Genomic DNA, 17,756 nt, shown 5'->3' with positions numbered 1-17,756 from the left:
GCGCATAACGCCAGCGGCGTTATCCGCCAGACAGAGCAAAGTGACGGGCGAAGTTATGGGAGTGGCCTCGCCCGCCACGCTGCAAAGCGACTCGAACACCCGGCCGTAGGGAATACGGCCTCGCCGGCCGGGATGTTCGATTCCATCGCTGAGCCTTCTGCAAGACAGAAGCCTGAGCCATGGAACACCACAACAAGAATCATCGGAGCCTGTCATGAGCCTCGACCCACGCGCCTTCCTGCGCGAGCTGTTCGACACCGCCATTGCCGCCGCGCATCCGGCCCAGGTACTGGCGCAGCACCTGCCCACCGACAAGGGCGGCCGCACCATCGTCATTGGCGCCGGCAAGGCCGCCGGAGCCATGGCTGAAGTCGCCGAGAAGCACTGGAATGGTGACGTCCAGGGTCTGGTGGTGGCGCCTTATGGCTATGGCGCCGAGTGCCGCAGCATCGAGGTGGTGGAAGCCTCACACCCGGTGCCGGACGACGCCGGCGAACGCGTCGCCCGTCGCGTGCTGGAACTGATCAGCGGCCTGTCCGAGAACGACCGGGTGATCTTCCTGCTCTCCGGCGGCGGCTCCGCCCTGCTCGCCCTGCCGGCCGAAGGTATCAGCCTCGACGACAAGCGCAGCGTGAACAAGGCGCTGCTGAAATCCGGCGCCGCCATCAGCGAAATGAACTGCGTGCGCAAGCACCTCTCGGCCATCAAGGGCGGCCGCCTGGCCCGCGCCTGCTGGCCGGCCAGCGTGTACACCTATGCGATTTCCGACGTGCCCGGCGACGAGGCCACGGTGATTGCCTCCGGCCCGACCGTGGGCGACCCGACCACTTCCGCCGATGCCCTGGCCATCCTCAAGCGTTATGCCATCGACATCCCGGCGAACGTGCGCGCCTGGCTGGAAGACCCGCGTTCGGAGACCGTCAAACCCGGCGACGAATGCCTGTCGCGCAGCCACTTCAAGCTCATCGCCACGCCTCAGCACTCCATTGACGCGGTAGCTGCCAAGGCCGAAGCCGCCGGCATCCCGACGCTGATCCTCGGCGACCTGGAGGGCGAATCCCGCGAGGTCGCCAAGGTCCACGCCGGTATCGCCCGGCAGATCCGCAAGCATGGCCAGCCGCTGAAGGCGCCGTGCCTGATCCTTTCCGGTGGCGAGACCACCGTGACCGTGCGCGGCAACGGCCGTGGCGGACGCAATGCAGAGTTTCTCCTCAGCCTCACCGCCGACCTCAAGGGCGAACCGAACATCTGGGCCCTGGCGGGGGACACCGACGGCATCGACGGCATGGAAAGCAACGCCGGTGCCCTGATGAGCCCGTGCAGCTACAGCCGCGCCCTCAAGGCCGGCCTGAATCCGCTGCACGAACTCGACAACAACAACGGCTACGGCTTCTTCGCTGAACTGGGCGACCTGGTGATCACCAGGCCGACCCGCACCAACGTCAACGACTTCCGCGCCATCCTGGTCCTCGAGAACGACAAATGACTCCGGATAAAAAAGTAAAGATCCTCGCCACCCTGGGCCCGGCGATCAAAAGCCGCGACGACATCCGCGCCCTGGTGGAAGCCGGCGCCAACCTGTTCCGCCTGAACTTCAGCCACGGCGAATACGACGACCACGCCCAGCGTTTCGCCTGGGTGCGCGAAGTGGAAGCCGAACTGAACTACCCCATCGGCATCCTCATGGACCTGCAAGGGCCGAAGCTGCGCGTGGGTCGTTTCGCCGACGGTGCGGTCCAGCTGCAGAAGGGCCAGACCTTCACCCTCGACCTGAACGACGCACCGGGCGACGACAAGCGCGTCACCCTGCCCCACCCGGAAATCATCCAGGCGCTGGAGCCGGGCATGAGCCTGCTGCTGGACGACGGCAAGATTCGCCTGCAGGTACTCAACGCCCATAGCGACGCCATCGAGACCCGCGTGATGAACAGCGGCGAGCTGTCCGACCGCAAGGGCGTCAACGTCCCCGAAGCGGTGCTCAAGCTCAGCCCGCTGACCGCCAAGGATCGCCGCGACCTGGCTTTCGGCCTGGAGCTGGGCGTGGACTGGGTGGCCCTGTCCTTCGTGCAACGCCCCGAAGACATCGAGGAAGCTCGCGAGCTGATCGGCGACAAGGCCTTCCTCATGGCCAAGATCGAGAAGCCCTCGGCGGTGCAGTCCATCGAAGCCATCGCCAGGCTGTCCGACGCGATCATGGTTGCCCGTGGCGACCTGGGCGTGGAGATGCCGGCCGAGAGCGTACCGGGCATCCAGAAGCGCATCATCCAGGTCTGCCGCCAGCTCGGCCGCCCGGTGGTGGTCGCAACCCAAATGCTCGAATCCATGCGTTTCTCCCCGGCGCCGACCCGCGCCGAGGTGACCGACGTCGCCAACGCCGTCAGCGAAGGCGCCGACTGCGTGATGCTCAGCGCCGAGAGCGCCTCGGGCCAGTACCCGCGTGAAGCGGTGGAGATGATGGCGAAGATCATTCGCCAGGTCGAAGCCGAACCGGACTACCAGGCCACGCTGGAAATCAACCGCCCGGAACCGGACGCCACCGTCTCTGACGCCATCAGCTGCGCGATCCGCCGGATCAGCCGCATCCTGCCGGTGGCGGTGCTGGTGAACTACACCGAGTCCGGCGCTTCGACCCTGCGCGCCTCCCGCGAGCGGCCCAAGGCGCCGATCCTCAGCCTGACCCCGCAACTCAAATCCGCCCGCCGCCTGACCGTGGCTTGGGGCGTCCACTCGGTGGTCAACGCGCAGCTCGCCCACGTCGACGAGATCTGCTCCACCGCCCTGGACATCGCCCTGGCCCAGCGCATGGCGCGCCGTGGCGACACCGTGGTGATCACCGCCGGCGTGCCCTTCGGCCAGCCGGGCAGCACCAACATGCTGCGCATCGAGACCGTGGCGCCGGCATTGCAGGCGTAAGCGTGAAAGCCCCTTTCCCCTTCGCGGGAGAGGGCAACCGAGTTCAGGAGCCACGCCCAAGCGCGTGCCTCCGCACCGAGTCACTCCCGGACGGACGGGGCCGGGAATACGGGGCCGCGTCCCCGTCCGTCCGGGATTGACCTTTGTTCTGAGTGCTTGCGCACCAGCAACATGAGTACCGAATGCTTGTCGGTCCATGGCCCCCACGCAGCAACTCCCAATGCTGGCCATGGAATTTCGAGGTTGCCTGCGGTGATCCCGCCGGCAGCCTCTTTTCTTTTTCCAGACCCGTGGCGCAGCCCCGTATGGCGGCGTCACAAGATTCTCACGCAGCGCCCGCCGATGGGGCCTCGATGCCCCACACCCAACGAGGCGCTGCGGAGTCACTTTCAACTGCCCAGAACCAAGATGCCCCTGACCCTCTTCTCGCAGAAACGGCTCCTCCCCAACCGCCTGATCGGCTTCGGCCAGATCTACCTGCAGGCCGACGCCCGCTTCGGCCTGATCCTGCTGCTGACCATCGCCTGGTCCGCGCCGCAACTGCTGCCCGGTGCCCTGCTCGGCGCACTGCTCGGCCCGCTCACCGCGCGCTTCGTGCGCGAGCCGCAGGCGGACATCGACGCCGGCCTGCACGACTACAACCCGATCCTCATCGGCCTGCTGCTGCCCTTCCAGTTCCAGTGGTCGCTGGGGCTGGTGATGCTGACCGTTGCCGCCATCCTCACCAGCGTCGCCGTGCAGGCCGTGCTGCTGCGCCAGTCGCGCCGGCGCTTCGGCCTGCCGGCCTACACCTCGGCCTTCGTGCTGCTGGGCTGGGTCTCGGTGGCGCTGGGCAAGGCGCTCGGTTTCGCGCCGGCCAGCGGCGTCGCCTGCCTGTCCTGCGGCGCTGCCAATCCGCTGCTGGATTCGACCGCACTGGGCTTCGGCGAAGTGATCTTCCTCGGTGAACCACTGGCCGGCCTGACCATCGCACTCAGCCTGCTGCTGGTGGAGCGTCGCGCCGCGTTCTGGGCACTGGCCGGCGCCGCCGGTGCGCTGGCCATGGCGCCGCTGTTCGACCTGCCGACAGCCTCAGCGCAGGCCGGCCTGCTCGGCCTGAACGGCGCGCTGGCCGGTATCGCCCTGTCGCTGCGTTTCCGCAGCCCGCTGGCGCCGCTGTGCGGCATCGTCCTGGCGGTGCTGCTACAACCCGGCTTCGCCCTCGTCGGCCTGCCCGCGTTCACCGCGCCGTTCATCCTCGCCTGCTGGCTGGTGATCCTCGGCCAGCGCGCGCTGGAAGCGCTGCTGCACGATCCGCGAAGGGAAAACAGCGGCCCGCGTGTATAGTCAGGAGCCTTCTTCCGGCGACGGATCGCATCGATGAACTTCGTGAAATACCAGGCCCTGGGCAACGACTACCTCGTCTATGCCAGCGACGCACCTTTTGCCCTGACCGCTGCGCAGATCGGCCGCGTCTGCGACCGCCACCACGGCATCGGCTCCGACGGCATCCTGGTGGCGAGCCACAGCGACGCCGCCTTCGGCCTGCGCATCCTCAACCCCGACGGCTCCGAGGCGGAGAAAAGCGGCAACGGCCTGCGCATCTTCTCCCGCTACCTGTGGGACTGCGGGCTGGTCGCCGGGCAGCCGTTCGACATCGTCACCGCCGGCGGCACCGTCACCAGCCAGGTGTCCGACGAGGGCCGCACCGTGGAGGTGTCCATGGGCCGCGCCGAGTTCGCCTGCGCGAAGATCCCGGTGCAGATCGATGCTCCCGAGGCGCTGGACTTTGCGCTGGAAGTCGACGGCGTGGCGCTGAGGATCAACGCCGTCTCCATGGGCAACCCGCACTGCGTGGTGTTCGTCGAACAGACCAGCCGCGAGCTGGCCTGCCGCCTCGGCCCGCTGCTGGAAAACCACCCGCTGTTCCCCCGCCGCACCAACGTGCAGTTCGTCCAGTGGCTATCCCGCGATGCGCTGCGCGTGGAAATCTGGGAGCGCGGCGCCGGCTACACGCTGTCCTCGGGCACCAGCAGCTGCGCCGCCGCTGCGGTGGCGCGCCGGCTCGGCCTGTGTGACGGGCACATCGACCTGCACCTGGCCGGCGGTCTGCTGAAAATCCGCGTCGAAGACGACTTCCAGGTGACCATGCGCGGCGCCGTACAGCGGGTCGCCGGCATCGACCTGGACCCGGAAGCCTTCGCCGACCTCGGCTGACCCGCCGGCTGGTTCCTCGGGAATTGCCGACGCGACCGGCATGGATCAATGCCGGTCCGCTCGCGCCCGTCCAGACTGCGACCTGACACCTGCCGAAGCAAAGCCTGACCGATCAATCGACGGGTAACCGCGCATTTCCCGGCATCAGACGGCATAATCCGCGACCTTTCGCACCCGGCCCGCCGGGGCGATCCCACTTCCAGCAGCGAAAGACGTCATGACGCTTCCAACTCCCACCCTCCTGCAGCGCCTCAAGGGCACCAGCCTGGTCCTGCGGATCTTCATCGGCATGCTCTGCGGCATCGCCCTCGCCGTACTCTGGCCGCAGGGCGCGGCGGCGGTCAGCCTGCTCGGCAAGCTGTTCATTTCCGCCCTGAAGGCCGTGGCGCCAGTGCTCGTCCTGGTGCTGGTGATGGCCTCCATCGCCAACCACAAGCAAGGCCAGCGCACCCACATCCGGCCGATCCTGCTGCTGTACCTGATTGGCACCTTCTCGGCTGCCGTGGTCGCGGTGATCGCCAGCTTCACCTTCCCCTCGACCCTGGTGCTCAGCGCCCCCACCAGCGAACTGGCGCCGCCCGGCGGTATCGGCGAAGTCATGCGCTCGCTGCTGTTCAGTGTCACCACCAACCCGGTGAAGGCGCTGCTGGAGGCGGACTTCATCGCCATCCTGGCCTGGGCCATCGGTCTGGGCATCGCCCTGCGCCACGCGCGCCAGAGCACCCGCGACCTGCTCGATGACATGGCGGGCGGCGTGACCCTGATCGTCCGCGTGGTGATCGCCTTCGCCCCGCTGGGCATCTTCGGCCTGGTGGCCGGCACCATCGCCGAATCCGGCTTCGACGCACTGCTGGGCTACCTGCACCTGCTGGCCGTGCTGCTGGGCTGCATGCTGTTCGTGGCGCTGGTGGTCAACCCGCTGATCGTCTTCGCCAAGATCCGCCGCAACCCCTACCCGCTGGTCCTGCTGTGCCTGCGCGAGAGCGGCATCACCGCTTTCTTCACCCGCAGCTCGGCGGCCAACATCCCGGTCAACCTGCAACTCTGTGAACGCCTGGGCCTGCACGAGGACACCTACTCGGTGTCGATCCCGCTGGGCGCGACCATCAACATGGCCGGTGCAGCGATCACCATCAGCGTGCTGACCCTGGCAGCGGTGCACACCCTGGGGATAGCCGTGGACCTGCCCACCGCCATCCTGCTCAGCGTGGTCGCCTCGGTCTGCGCCTGTGGCGCCTCCGGCGTGGCCGGCGGCTCGCTGCTGCTGATCCCGCTGGCCTGCGGCCTGTTCGGCATCTCCAGCGAAGTGGCGATGCAGGTGGTGGCGGTCGGCTTCATCATCGGCATCCTCCAGGATTCGGCCGAGACCGCGCTGAACTCCTCCACCGACGTGCTGTTCACCGCCGCGGCGTGCATCGCCGAAGGCGACGTGGACGAGCCGCAGGAAGGCGAGCGCGCCTGAACCTGCTTTCCCGGATGTGAACCGGGGCGGCTGCGGCCGCCCCGGTGCATCTCGGCTAAGGTGTCTGAATCCCTTCCGTGGATTCCCCCATGGCCGACTCCCCCAGCTGGCGCCAGCGTCTCTACGTCGTCATCTTCCAGTCCGACACCATTGCCGGCCGGCGCTTCGACAGTGCGCTGCTGATAGTCATCCTCGCCAGCCTGCTGGTAGTGATCCTCGACAGCGTCGACGACATCAGCCACGCCTACGGCGGCCTGCTCAGCGACATCGAGTGGGTGATCAACGGCCTCTTCCTCATCGAATACCTGCTGCGCCTGTACTGCTCGCCCAAACCGCTGCGCTACGCGCTGAGCTTCTACGGGCTGGTCGACCTGCTGGCAGTGCTGCCGGGAGTGATCGCCATCTTCTATCCCGACGCGCAGTACCTGCTGGCGGTGCGGGTGATCCGCGTGCTGCGCATCTTCCGCATCCTCAAGCTGCGCCAGTACCTGCGCCAGGCCGACTTCCTGCTCACCGCGCTGCGCGGCAGCCGGCAGAAGATCACGGTGTTCTTCGTCTCGGTGATGAGCCTGGTGACGGTGTTCGGCTCGCTCATGTACGTGGTCGAAGGCCCTGAGCACGGCTTCACCAGCATCCCGCGCGGTATCTACTGGGCCATCGTCACCCTCACCACCGTGGGCTTCGGCGACATCACGCCGAAGACGCCGCTGGGCCAGGCCATCGCCAGCCTGGTGATGCTCACCGGCTACTCGATCATCGCCGTACCCACCGGCATCTTCAGCGCCGAACTGCACAACGCCATGCGCCAGGAACGCCCAGCGGGCGCGCTGGACAAGCCTTGCCCCGCCTGCGCCAAGGCCAGCCACGAGGCCGAGGCGGCGTTCTGCTCGCGCTGCGGAAACCCGCTGTTTCCTCGAGCGGACGACGCCACCCAACGCTGACTGCCGATGACCGCTCGTCGTCCATGACGGCATGACCTCCCCCGTGCTCAACCCGTTTCCACCGCCCTCTTCGTCACACGCTGCATGGACGGACGCCGTGGTGGCGTTCCGCAGTGCCGGCCGCCTTCCAGGCCGCGAGGTGAGCACATGCCCTTTCGATTCCACCCACTGATCCTCGCCATGGCCGGCGCGCTGGCCAGCCCTTCGCTGCTGGCCGCACCGCAGGTGGCCGACAGCCGAATCAGCGCGGTCACCGTCTACACCGACCGCGCCATCGTCACCCGCACCGCCACCCTGCAATTACCTGCCGGCCAGCATGAAATCGCCCTGGAGCAGTTGCCCCTGCGCATCGACGACAACAGCCTGCAGGCCTCGCTCAGCGCCAGCGCCGCCGCGACCCTGCTCGATGTCAGCAGCGCGCCGCAGGTGTCGCCGCCCTCCGCGGACAACCGCTTGCAACAACTGGACGCACAACTGCGCGACATCGAGCGGCAGGAGCGTGAGATCAGCGACCGAGGCAGCGTGCTGGAGAACCAGAAGCAGTTTCTCGCCGACATCCAGGCCAGCAGCACCAAGCCGGGCAAGAACCAGGCACTGCCGAGCATCGACGAACTGAAGAACCTGCTGCAGATGAGCGAGGGCAACCTCGGCCGCATCCTCGACGAGCAGCGCAAGCTCGACCAGCAGGGCGAGGAGTTGCAGCAGCGCAAGCAGGAGCTGGAGAACCAGCGCAGCCACCTGGCTGGCGACGGCACCCACTACAAGCGCGCGATCCTGCGCGTAGCGCTGGAGAAGCCCGCGCAGGTCCAACTGCAGCTCAGCTACACGCTCTATGACGCCTCCTGGCGCCCGGCCTACGACGCCCGCCTGCGCGATGGCGAAGAGCAGATCGAAATGACCTACCAGGGCATCGTCCGGCAGAGCAGCGGCGAAGACTGGACCGACGTCGACCTCACTCTGTCCACCGCCCGCCCCAATCTGGGCAGCAGCGTACCGGCACTCTCGCCGTGGTTCGTCGATACCTTCGACCCGCGCACGGTGATGGCCGCCCGCCCCGCCCCGGCGCCAGCCGCGCCGATGATGGCGCTGGAGGCGAAGAAGGCCCAGCGCTTCGCCGCCGACGAGATGGCCGTTGCCGGTTCGCTGGAAGAGATGCCGGTGGCCGTCGCCGAAGTCAGCGGCGCCACCACCAGCGCCTCCTTCCATATCCCGACCCGTGCCACACTGAACAGCGACGGCAGCTCGCAGAAGGTCTCCATCGCCCAGTTCAAGCTACCGGCGACCTTCCGCTACCTGGCCACGCCGTCGCTGCGCGAAGCCGCCTACCTGCAGGCCGACACCCGCAACGCCAGCGACTATCCGCTGCTGCCGGGCACACTCAACACCTACCTGGGCAACACCTTCGTCGCCAGTGGCCAGCTGCGCGCAGTGATGCCGGGCGAGACCTTCGAGCTGGCCCTGGGCGGCGACGAGGCGATGTCGATCAAACGCAAGCTGGTCAACCGCTACACCGACTACACCGGCCTCACCGGCGGCCGCAAGCGCGTCACCTACGAGTTCCGCATCGACGCGCAGAACAACCACAAGACGGAGCAGCGCCTGCAGTTCAAGGACCAGTTGCCGGTCTCGCGCAACGAGCAGATCAAGGTGGCCCTGCTGGCGCCCGAAGACCAGTCCGCCACCCGCGAGGACGACGGCAAGCTGCTGTGGGACTGGCAACTGAAGCCGGGCGAGAAACGCAGCACCACCTTCAAGTTCAGCGTGGAGTATCCGAAGGAGCTGGAAGTCAGCGGGCTGGACTGACGTCCGTCGGGGCAGTCATTGCCCGGCAGGCCTGCTAGGCTGCCGGGCAAGCTTCCCCTTCGTTGGGTGCGGAATTCGCGGAACCGCGAACCGGGTCCCCGCATAAGCAAATAGCCTTTAAGTATTTAAGTGCCATATAACCTGTCGGCATAATCGACACCCAACAACACTGCCAAAAGGAACTGCTCGTGAAACGTCTGTTCAGCGCCTCGCTGCTGGCCGCCGGCCTCGCCCTGGCCTCCACCGCCCAGGCCGCCCAGCCCCTGCTCAACGTCTCCTACGACGTGATGCGCGACTTCTACAAGGACTACAACGCCGCCTTCCAGAAACACTGGCAGGCCGAGAAAGGCGAGAAGATCACCATCCAGATGTCCCACGGCGGCTCCAGCAAGCAGGCCCGCGCAGTGATCGACGGCCTGCCGGCCGACGTCATCACCATGAACCAGGCCACCGACATCGACGCCCTGGCCGACAACGGCGGCCTGGTGCCCAAGGACTGGGCCACCCGCCTGCCCAACGACAGCGCACCCTTCACCTCCGCCACCGTGTTCATCGTGCGCAAGGGCAACCCCAAGGGCCTGAAGGACTGGAACGACCTGGTGAAGCCGGGCGTGCAGGTCGTGGTGCCGAACCCGAAGACCTCGGGCAATGGCCGCTACACCTACCTATCCGCCTGGGGCTACGCGCAGAAGCACGGCGCCGATGAAGCCAAGGCCAAGGAATTCGTCGCCCAGCTGTTCAAGAACGTCCCGGTGCTGGATACCGGCGGCCGCGCAGCGACCACCACCTTCATGCAGAACCAGATCGGCGACGTGCTGGTGACCTTCGAGAACGAAGCCGAGATGATCGCCCGCGAATTCGGCCGTGGTGGCTTCGAAGTGGTCTACCCGACCGTCTCCGCCGAAGCCGAGCCGCCGGTGACCGTGGTCGACAAGGTGGTCGACAAGAAAGGCACCCGCGCCGAGGCCGAGGCCTACCTGAAGTACCTGTGGTCCGACGAAGGCCAGACCATCGCCGCGAACAACTACCTGCGCCCGCGCAACCCGGAAGTGCTGGCCAAGTTCTCCGACCGCTTCCCGAAAGTGGACTTCTTCTCCGTGGTGAAGACCTTCGGCGACTGGCGCACCGTGCAGAAGACCCACTTCGCCGACGGCGGCGTGTTCGACCAGATCTACACCCCGAACTGATTCCGCTCCCGCGAAAATGTGAAAGCCGGAGCTGCCCAGCAGCTCCGGCTTTTTTCATGGCTCGGCAATCCCCTGCAGGAACGCGCCGCGTTTTAGAAGGCATTTGGGGCGCACCCGCGGGCGTGGCCCGCTCCTGCAAGAAGCCACTGGCTCGCTCGCGTCGGCTCAGTGAAACTCGTGCTTCACCTCGCTCCACAGACTGACCCGCAACCCACGTGCCTCGAAGAACTCGATCTCGCGGCGAATACCGGCGCTCTGGTCCCAGCCCTCCAGGTCCAGCACCACCAATTCCTCCAGCGCTTCCATGAAGAACGCATCCACCGGCCCCCACATCTTGCCGATGGCCGCCCGGTCCAGTTCCGGCAGGCAGCGATTGATCGGGTGGGACATGGACACCTGGCTGTAGACCGCATGGCCTGACTTGACGATTTCGGCAGCTACCTGATTGCAGGCCGCGAAGCGTTGCTCGACCACTGCGGCGTCCGCATGGCTGTAGGGGCAGGCCAGGAATATCTTGCGCATGAATACCTCTTGCAGAGAAAAACGCCCCGGCCGGCATCACCGGCGCGGGGCTATGGGAAGGGTTGGATCAGGCGGTGCGCAGTGCGCCGTCCTGTTCCTCGGGCTGCGGGTCCTGCAGGGCAAAACGCTCAGCGGCAGGGACCGAGATCTTGATGGCGATGAAGACGGCGAACAGACCACCAAACAACTTGCCGAGCAGGATCGGCAGAATCAGCGTGGGCTGGAAGTTGGCGGTAAAGGCCAGGTGATCGCCGATGGTGGCCTGGGCGCAGACTCCCAGCGCCACGCACAGCACCTTGTCGCGCGCGTTCATGTACTTGAACAGGTGGTAGGTGGCGATGATGTTCGCCAGCACCATGACGAAGGCCGTGGCGCCGATGCGCGTCAGGTTCAGCTGACGGCCGAGCAGCTCCATGGGCTTCCTGCAGTAACGCTGGAACAGGTAGCAGATGGGGAAGGTACCGGCGAGCATGATGCCGATGTAGCCGGCGATCTCGATGGCGCGGATCAGCTCCTTCTCGTCGGCGAACATCGGGTCGAGCCCCCAGCTGCCGAAGACCTTGGCGAATACCCCGGTGAAGTGCTCGACGATGGACAGGGCCAGGGCGATCTTGATGAAGGCATCCATGATCTTGCCGAACACCAGGAACCCCGAAACCATCATGTTGGCGCGGTACTTCAGCCCCGCCGCCAGCAGGAAGCAGAAGACGAACAGCGGCGCCAGCAGCTTGAGCATGCCGATGAAGTCCAGCGCCAGATAATGCGTGGCCGGCGAAGAGGTGGAGACCAGCTCGCGGACCGGCAGCTCGCCCAGGGTGATCAGCAGCAGCGCCGCCAGCACCGCGAAGGGAATGCTGATCAGCCCGGCCATCGCTCCCAGCGCCAGGTACTTGTGATCCTTGCGCTCGAGCATCGTCAATCCGACCGGGATGAGATAGACGATGGTGGCGCCCGAGGTGTAGCCCACCAGCATCGCCGTGATCCACATGTCACGATTGGCTGTCAGGGCATCAGCCAGCTGATAACCGCCCATGTCGACCGCGATGATCGATAGCGCCGCAATGGATACATCCGAGCCCAGGGCGTGGAAGAACGGCCCCAGCACATGGGAAATCAGCTTCGACAGGTAAGGGATCGCCACCATGATCCCGGCCTGGGCCAGGAACACCGGGCCAATGGAGTGAATGCCATTGACGAATTCGCGCCCCAGCCCACTGTCGGGCCGCAGTATCGATGCCAGCGCGCCGATGACGGCCCCCAGCATGATCAGATAGATCACGTAATTTCCGAACTCGGCCATCTGCCGTGCACTCCCCTCATCGAGTCTTGTAATGGACGCGTTCAGCGTCGCTGCTTGCCGACCAGTCAGGCGAATGGTCGTTCTGGCTGTGGTTGCTTCGAATACTCTCTCGCACGCAGCGTGCCAACGCTTGGTTTTAATGTTGATTTGAGGTTTTAAACTGCCTAAATTAATGGAAAAACCACAGCCAGCGACTTCCGCGTCTGAGCAGGGAAAAGCCTTACAGAGCTGTGGGAGATTTTTTCCAAACGTACAGAAGACATGTCTTGCACACCCCACCTGGTGCAAAGCGCGGCGGGCCGGGCGCCCCAATGGTGTGCCTTGGTAACAGTCACGGCCCCAGTGGGTGGCAAGACAATGATCCGGAGAACGGCGCATGCGCCCCAATGAAAGACGGCAACAGATTCTCGAACTGCTCCGCCAACGCGAACGCGTGTCGGTGGATGAACTGGCGCACCTGCTCGCCACATCCCAGGAAACCATTCGCCGCGACCTCGCCGAACTCGCCGCCGGTGGCCACGTCACCAAGTTCCATGGCGGCGCCTCGCTGCCTCCCAGTGGCGAGCACGAGAACGCCTTTCAGACCCGACTGAACGAGCATGCCCAGGAAAAGCGCGCGGTGGCGCGCTATACGGCCGGCCTGTTCGCTCCCGGCGACAGCATCTTCGTCGATACCGGCACCACCACACTGCTGCTGGGGCGGGAACTGGCGCGGCTCAATCGCCTGACGGTCATCACCAACTCGCTGCTGATCGCCAACGAGGCGGCGGCGTCCGGCAATCGGGTGTTCATGATCGGCGGCGAATTCCGCAGCGAATCGCAGCAGAACGTCGGCGCCCTGGCGCTGGAGCAGATCAGCCGGTTCAACGCCGAGCACGCGGTGATCACCATCGGCGCCCTGGACTGTGACGGCGCCATGGACTTCTCCATCGAGGAGGCCGAAGTGGCGCGCGCCATGATTGCGCAGGTGCGTACCCTGACGGTAATTGCCGACTCCTCGAAAATGGGACGTCGCGCACTGTTCAAGGTGTTTCCCCTGAACCGGATCGACCGCCTGGTAGTGGACCGCTCGCCGACTGGCGCGCTGCTCGAAGCCTTGCAGGAAGCGGGTGTCGAGATCCACGTGCCGCCCGTTCGCAACCCGATCAGCTGAGCGGAGCCTGAGGCGAAGGGAATGACCGGCTGTTGACTGAGTTGAAATTAAAAGCCACATTAAAACAACATAATTTCAACACCATTCCGCTAATACGGTAACAAAACCTCCTAAAATGGAGTGTTACCACAGGAAACAGTCAATAAAATGACCGATCATACCGCGAAGGCCGAAACGGCCTTCGACATCGCCGTCATAGGTGGCGGTGTAGTGGGCTGCGCCATGGCGCGCCGCTTCACCCTCGAGGGTGCGCGAGTGGTGCTGCTGGAGCGTGGCGCCGATATCCTCTCAGGGGCCAGCAAAGGCAACAGCGCGATCCTCCACACCGGCTTCGATGCGCCGCCGGGCAGCGTCGAACTGGCCTGCATGCAGGAGGGTTACCAGGAGTACCTGGAGATTCACCGCAAGATGAATCTGCCCCTGCTGGAAACCGGAGCCCTGGTGGTGGCCTGGAGCGAAGAAGACCTCGCCCGGCTCGACGGCATAGTCGCCCAGGCCCACGCCAATGGCGTCATGGACACGGTCAGGGTCGACGGCAGGGAACTGCTCACCTATGAACCCGCGCTGGCGCGCAGCGCGCTGGCTGCCGTGCGGGTTCCCGGCGAACACCTCATCGACCCCTGGTCCGCACCGCTGGCCTACCTGCGCCAAGCCGTTTTGCATGGCGCCGAGGTTCGCCTGGGCACGGAAATCCTCGGCGGCGAGTTCGATGGCGAGTGCTGGTCCCTGCGTTCGGCCGACAGCACGCTGAAGGCCCGCACCGTGATCAACTGCGCCGGCCTGTTCGGTGACGTACTCGAAGAGCGCCTGCTGGGCGAGGCAGCCTTCCGCATCCATCCCCGCAAGGGTCAGTTCGTGGTGTACGACAAGGCGGCCTCAAGCCTGATCAATCACATCATCCTGCCGGTGCCCAACGAGCGCACCAAAGGCATCGTGTTCACCCGCACCATCTTCGGCAACCTGCTGGTCGGCCCGACCGCCGAGGAGCAGGACGATCGCGTACACGCTGGCCTGGAAACGCCAACCCTGCAGCACCTGATGGAGGCCGCCGAGCAGCGCATTCCCGGTCTCGTCGGCATGCCGGTCACCGCGACCTACGCCGGGCTGCGCCCCGCCAGCGACAAGAAGGAGTACCGCATTCGTGATCTGCCCGAGCGCCACTGGATCACCGTCGGCGGCATTCGCTCGACCGGGCTCACGGCGGCGCTGGGTATCGCCCGGCATGTCCATCGACTCTATGCCCAGCGGCAAACCCATTTACCGCCGGGCGACCTCCAGTGGCCGCAGCTGCCCAACCTCGCCGAACACCTGCCGCGCGACTGGCAGCGAGCCGGCTATGGGGAAATTGTCTGCCACTGCGAAATGGTCACCGAACGGGAGATCCGCGAGGCGCTCGACGCCCCGCTGCCTCCGGGAGACTTCGGCGGACTGAAACGGCGCACCCGTGCCTGCATGGGGCGTTGCCAGGGCTTCTACTGCGGCGCGCGGGTTGCCGAACTGAGCGCGGGCCGACTGGCCCTGCCACTTGCCACCGGGGCCTGCCATGAACCGCACTGAGACCACCGACATCGCCATCATCGGCTCCGGCCCGGCGGGCCTGGCTGCCGCCATCGAACTCAAGCGCCTGGGTGTTGCCCGGGTCATGGTACTGGAGCGCGAGAGCGAAGCCGGCGGCATTCCACGCCACTGCGCTCATCCGCCCTTCGGCTTTCGCGAATATGGCCGGTTGCTGACCGGCCCCGCCTATGCCCGTTTCAATGCCGAGACCGCCCGAAATGCCGGAGTGGACATCCGCCTGCGCCACAGCGTCGTCAGCCTGGGGCTGCTGGGGCATCTGGAAGTCGCCACCCCGGAGGGCCCGCTGAAGGTGGAGGCCAGGCGCGTCCTGCTGGCCACCGGCGCGCGGGAGACGCCCCGCTCGGCACGCCTGGTCGGCGGTGACCGCCCCTTGGGCGTGATCAATACCGGCGCCCTGCAATCCTACCTCTACCTGCAAGGGCTCAAGCCTTTCGAACGCCCGCTGATCGTCGGCACCGAACTGGTCAGCCTGTCATCGGTCCTCAGCTGCCGGCGCGCCGGCATCCGTCCGGTGGCGATGATCGAGGAACGTGACCGCGCCACCGCACGCTGGCCGCTGGGCCTGTTCCCGAAACTCTGCGGCGTGCCGATGCACTTCGGCTGCGAGCTGCTGGACATCCAGGGAGCCGGCCGCGTGGAGTCCGCGCGGGTACGGCAGGCCGACGGCAGTATCCGCGAGATCGAATGCGATGGCGTGCTGCTGACCGGGCGCTTCACCCCGGAGTCCAGCCTGGTGCGCCTGAGCCACCTGCACCTGGACCCGGCCAGCGGCGGCCCGAGCATCGACCAGTTCGGGCGCTGCTCCGACACCAGTTACTTCGCAGCCGGCAACCTGTTGCGCCCCATCGAGACGGCCGGCTGGTCGTATCGCGAAGGCAAGCGGCTTGCCGGGCTGATTGCCGAAGATATCCAGCGGTCGCTACCGGCTCCCGGCGACTTCATTACCGTGAAGTGCTCGGCGCCCCTGAAGCTCTGCGTGCCGCAGCGCCTGGTACCCAGCGACAAGGTCGGCCTGCAGCAGTTGCAATTGCGCGTGGACCAGGCCGTCAGCGGCGAGCTGCAGGTCTGCCTGGATGGCCGCGAGATCTGGCGCCGCCGGACCTCCTGCCTGCCGGAGCGACGCCTGCTGATCCCGCTGGGCGAGCTTCCGCTGAGCGCGAGCGCCCAACGCCTCGATATCGCCTTCCTGCCACGCTGAACATCGTCCAAGAGAGCACGCCATGCGCATTGCAGCACTCGACCAGGGAACCACCAGTACCCGCGTCCTGGTCGCCCACCAGGATGGTTCGGCCGATATCCATCTTTCGTTGCGCCATCGGCAGCACCACCCGCAATCCGGCTGGGTCGAGCACGACCCGCTGGAGCTGCTGGCCAATCTGCAGAGTTGCCTGGAGGCCGCCGGCCCGGTCGACGCCATCGGCCTCGCCAACCAGGGCGAAAGCTGCATGGCCTGGGATGCACACAGCGGCGAGCCGCTGTCGCCACTGATCGTCTGGCAGGACAACCGCACCACCGGGCGCATCGAGGAGCTGCGCGCCCAGGGCGGCGAAGCACTGACGCTGGAGCGGGCAGGCCTGCCGCTGGACGCCTACTTCTCGGCCAGCAAGCTGGCCTGGATCATCGAGCATCTGCCCGCCGCGCGTGACGCGCTGGCGACAGGGCGACTGCGCCTGGGCACCAGCGATGCCTGGTTCCTCGACCGCCTGACCGGGGTTTACGCCACGGACGTCACCACTGCTTCACGCACCTCGCTGATGAATCTCTCCAGCGGGCAATGGGACCCGGACTTGTGCGCCCTGTTCGGCGTGCCGATCGTGGCGCTGCCGGAAATCCGCGATACCGTCGGGTACTTCGGCGACATCGGTGTGACGCCGGTGACCGCCTCGGTGGTCGACCAGCAAGCGTCCCTTTACGGGCACGGTTGCCGCCAGCCCGGCGATGCCAAGATCACCTTCGGCACCGGCGCCTTCGCCCTGACGCTCAGCGGCGACCGCATCATTCGTTCGCCGGAAAACGGCCTGCTCGCCACCATCGCCTGGCAGCTCGACGGCAAGCCCGTCTATGCCATGGATGGCGGCGTGTACGACGCCAGCGCCGCCGTCGAGTGGGCCGGGCGGCTGGGGTTGTTCAGCGATGTCTCCGAGATCGCCGGATTCGACCAGCCGGCAGCCATCAGTCGCGGGCTGGCGTTTGTCCCTGCGTTGTCCGGGCTCGCCTGTCCGCACTGGGACCGCAGCGCCGGAGCACTCTGGCTGGGCATGAACGCCGCCACCACCCGCGAGGACATGTGCCAGGCACTGCTGGAGGGCGTCGCCCTGCGCAGCGCGGAGGTGATCCGCTCGATGGATGGTTTCCTGACCGTCACCGACCGCCTCTCCATCGACGGCGGCCTGGCCCGGAGTCCCTACTTCGCACAGTTCCTCGCCGATATTCTGCAGCGCCACATCACCACGCAACGCTTCGACGAGCTCACCGCGTTCGGCTGCGCCGCGCTGGCGGCGCGCGGCCTGGGCGTTGAGCTGAAAGCTCCGCGCAACACCTGCACCGAGTTCCGCCCGAAGATCGACAAGGCGACTGCGGAGCAGTGGCAGGCGCGCTTCAGCGATGCCATCGGCCGTAGCCGCGGTTGGCGCTGACGGCGCGACAATGAAAGCCGGAGCTGCCCAGCAGCTCCGGCTTTTTTCATGGCACGGCATACCCC

At 66.3% G+C, this 17,756-nt stretch carries 14 protein-coding genes; 12 read left to right on the top strand and 2 right to left on the bottom strand.

What is annotated here, in order from left to right; genetic code table 11:
* Positions 1-214 precede the first annotated feature (214 nt).
* The 8 genes from IB261_RS09270 to IB261_RS09235 all read left to right on the top strand — a co-directional run bounded on the left by IB261_RS09270 (position 215) and on the right by IB261_RS09235 (position 10,502).
* Positions 215-1,486: a glycerate kinase type-2 family protein gene (locus tag IB261_RS09270; protein WP_151186445.1), complete on the top strand. Its 1,272-nt coding sequence runs from the start codon at positions 215-217 to the stop codon at positions 1,484-1,486.
* Positions 1,483-2,913, top strand: a complete 1,431-nt coding sequence (gene pyk, locus IB261_RS09265; RefSeq protein ID WP_192210239.1) for a pyruvate kinase — start codon at positions 1,483-1,485, stop codon at positions 2,911-2,913. The genes IB261_RS09270 and pyk overlap by 4 nt, the downstream gene beginning before the upstream one ends.
* A 408-nt stretch (positions 2,914-3,321) precedes the next feature.
* Positions 3,322-4,239 (top strand): urea transporter, encoded by a 918-nt coding sequence (locus IB261_RS09260; RefSeq protein WP_192382081.1) that lies wholly within the window; start codon positions 3,322-3,324, stop codon positions 4,237-4,239.
* 33 nt (positions 4,240-4,272) lie between these two features.
* On the top strand, positions 4,273-5,109 hold the full coding sequence (gene dapF, locus IB261_RS09255; RefSeq protein ID WP_192382079.1) for a diaminopimelate epimerase: 837 nt from the start codon (positions 4,273-4,275) through the stop codon (positions 5,107-5,109).
* Between the two features lie 217 nt (positions 5,110-5,326).
* Positions 5,327-6,571: a serine/threonine transporter SstT gene (gene sstT, locus IB261_RS09250; RefSeq protein WP_081518093.1), complete on the top strand. Its 1,245-nt coding sequence runs from the start codon at positions 5,327-5,329 to the stop codon at positions 6,569-6,571.
* Between the two features lie 89 nt (positions 6,572-6,660).
* Positions 6,661-7,512 (top strand): ion transporter, encoded by an 852-nt coding sequence (locus tag IB261_RS09245; protein ID WP_081518092.1) that lies wholly within the window; start codon positions 6,661-6,663, stop codon positions 7,510-7,512.
* 147 nt (positions 7,513-7,659) lie between these two features.
* Positions 7,660-9,315: a mucoidy inhibitor MuiA family protein gene (locus IB261_RS09240; RefSeq protein ID WP_225605996.1), complete on the top strand. Its 1,656-nt coding sequence runs from the start codon at positions 7,660-7,662 to the stop codon at positions 9,313-9,315.
* A 188-nt stretch (positions 9,316-9,503) separates the two neighbouring features.
* Positions 9,504-10,502 (top strand): sulfate ABC transporter substrate-binding protein, encoded by a 999-nt coding sequence (locus IB261_RS09235; RefSeq protein WP_151186440.1) that lies wholly within the window; start codon positions 9,504-9,506, stop codon positions 10,500-10,502.
* Positions 10,503-10,667: 165 nt separating this feature from the next.
* Here IB261_RS09235 and IB261_RS09230 read toward each other — a convergent pair whose 3' ends face one another.
* Positions 10,668-11,024, bottom strand: coding sequence for a DUF1937 family protein (locus tag IB261_RS09230; RefSeq protein WP_081518089.1), 357 nt, complete (start codon positions 11,022-11,024; stop codon positions 10,668-10,670).
* 67 nt (positions 11,025-11,091) lie between these two features.
* On the bottom strand, positions 11,092-12,324 hold the full coding sequence (gene eutH, locus IB261_RS09225; RefSeq protein WP_081518088.1) for an ethanolamine utilization protein EutH: 1,233 nt from the start codon (positions 12,322-12,324) through the stop codon (positions 11,092-11,094).
* A gap of 376 nt (positions 12,325-12,700) precedes the next feature.
* Between eutH and IB261_RS09220 the strand changes: the two genes are divergently transcribed.
* The 4 genes from IB261_RS09220 (at position 12,701) to IB261_RS09205 (ending at position 17,691) form a co-directional block, all read left to right on the top strand.
* The gene (locus IB261_RS09220) at positions 12,701-13,477 is read left to right on the top strand and encodes a DeoR/GlpR family DNA-binding transcription regulator (protein ID WP_081518087.1); all 777 of its coding nucleotides are present in this window, start codon (positions 12,701-12,703) and stop codon (positions 13,475-13,477) included.
* 222 nt (positions 13,478-13,699) lie between these two features.
* Positions 13,700-15,034, top strand: coding sequence for an NAD(P)/FAD-dependent oxidoreductase (locus IB261_RS09215; protein ID WP_230986138.1), 1,335 nt, complete (start codon positions 13,700-13,702; stop codon positions 15,032-15,034).
* The gene (locus IB261_RS09210; RefSeq protein WP_192382077.1) at positions 15,021-16,253 is read left to right on the top strand and encodes an NAD(P)/FAD-dependent oxidoreductase; all 1,233 of its coding nucleotides are present in this window, start codon (positions 15,021-15,023) and stop codon (positions 16,251-16,253) included. Before IB261_RS09215 ends, IB261_RS09210 begins: the two co-directional genes overlap by 14 nt.
* 22 nt (positions 16,254-16,275) lie before the next feature.
* Positions 16,276-17,691: a glycerol kinase gene (locus tag IB261_RS09205; protein WP_192382075.1), complete on the top strand. Its 1,416-nt coding sequence runs from the start codon at positions 16,276-16,278 to the stop codon at positions 17,689-17,691.
* Positions 17,692-17,756 lie beyond the last annotated feature (65 nt).

The organism is Pseudomonas sp. PDM20, from assembly GCF_014852575.3.
GTDB lineage: Bacteria > Pseudomonadota > Gammaproteobacteria > Pseudomonadales > Pseudomonadaceae > Pseudomonas.
Note: the sequence above shows the minus strand (reverse complement) of the source record. Positions and strands in the feature narration are given on the sequence as shown.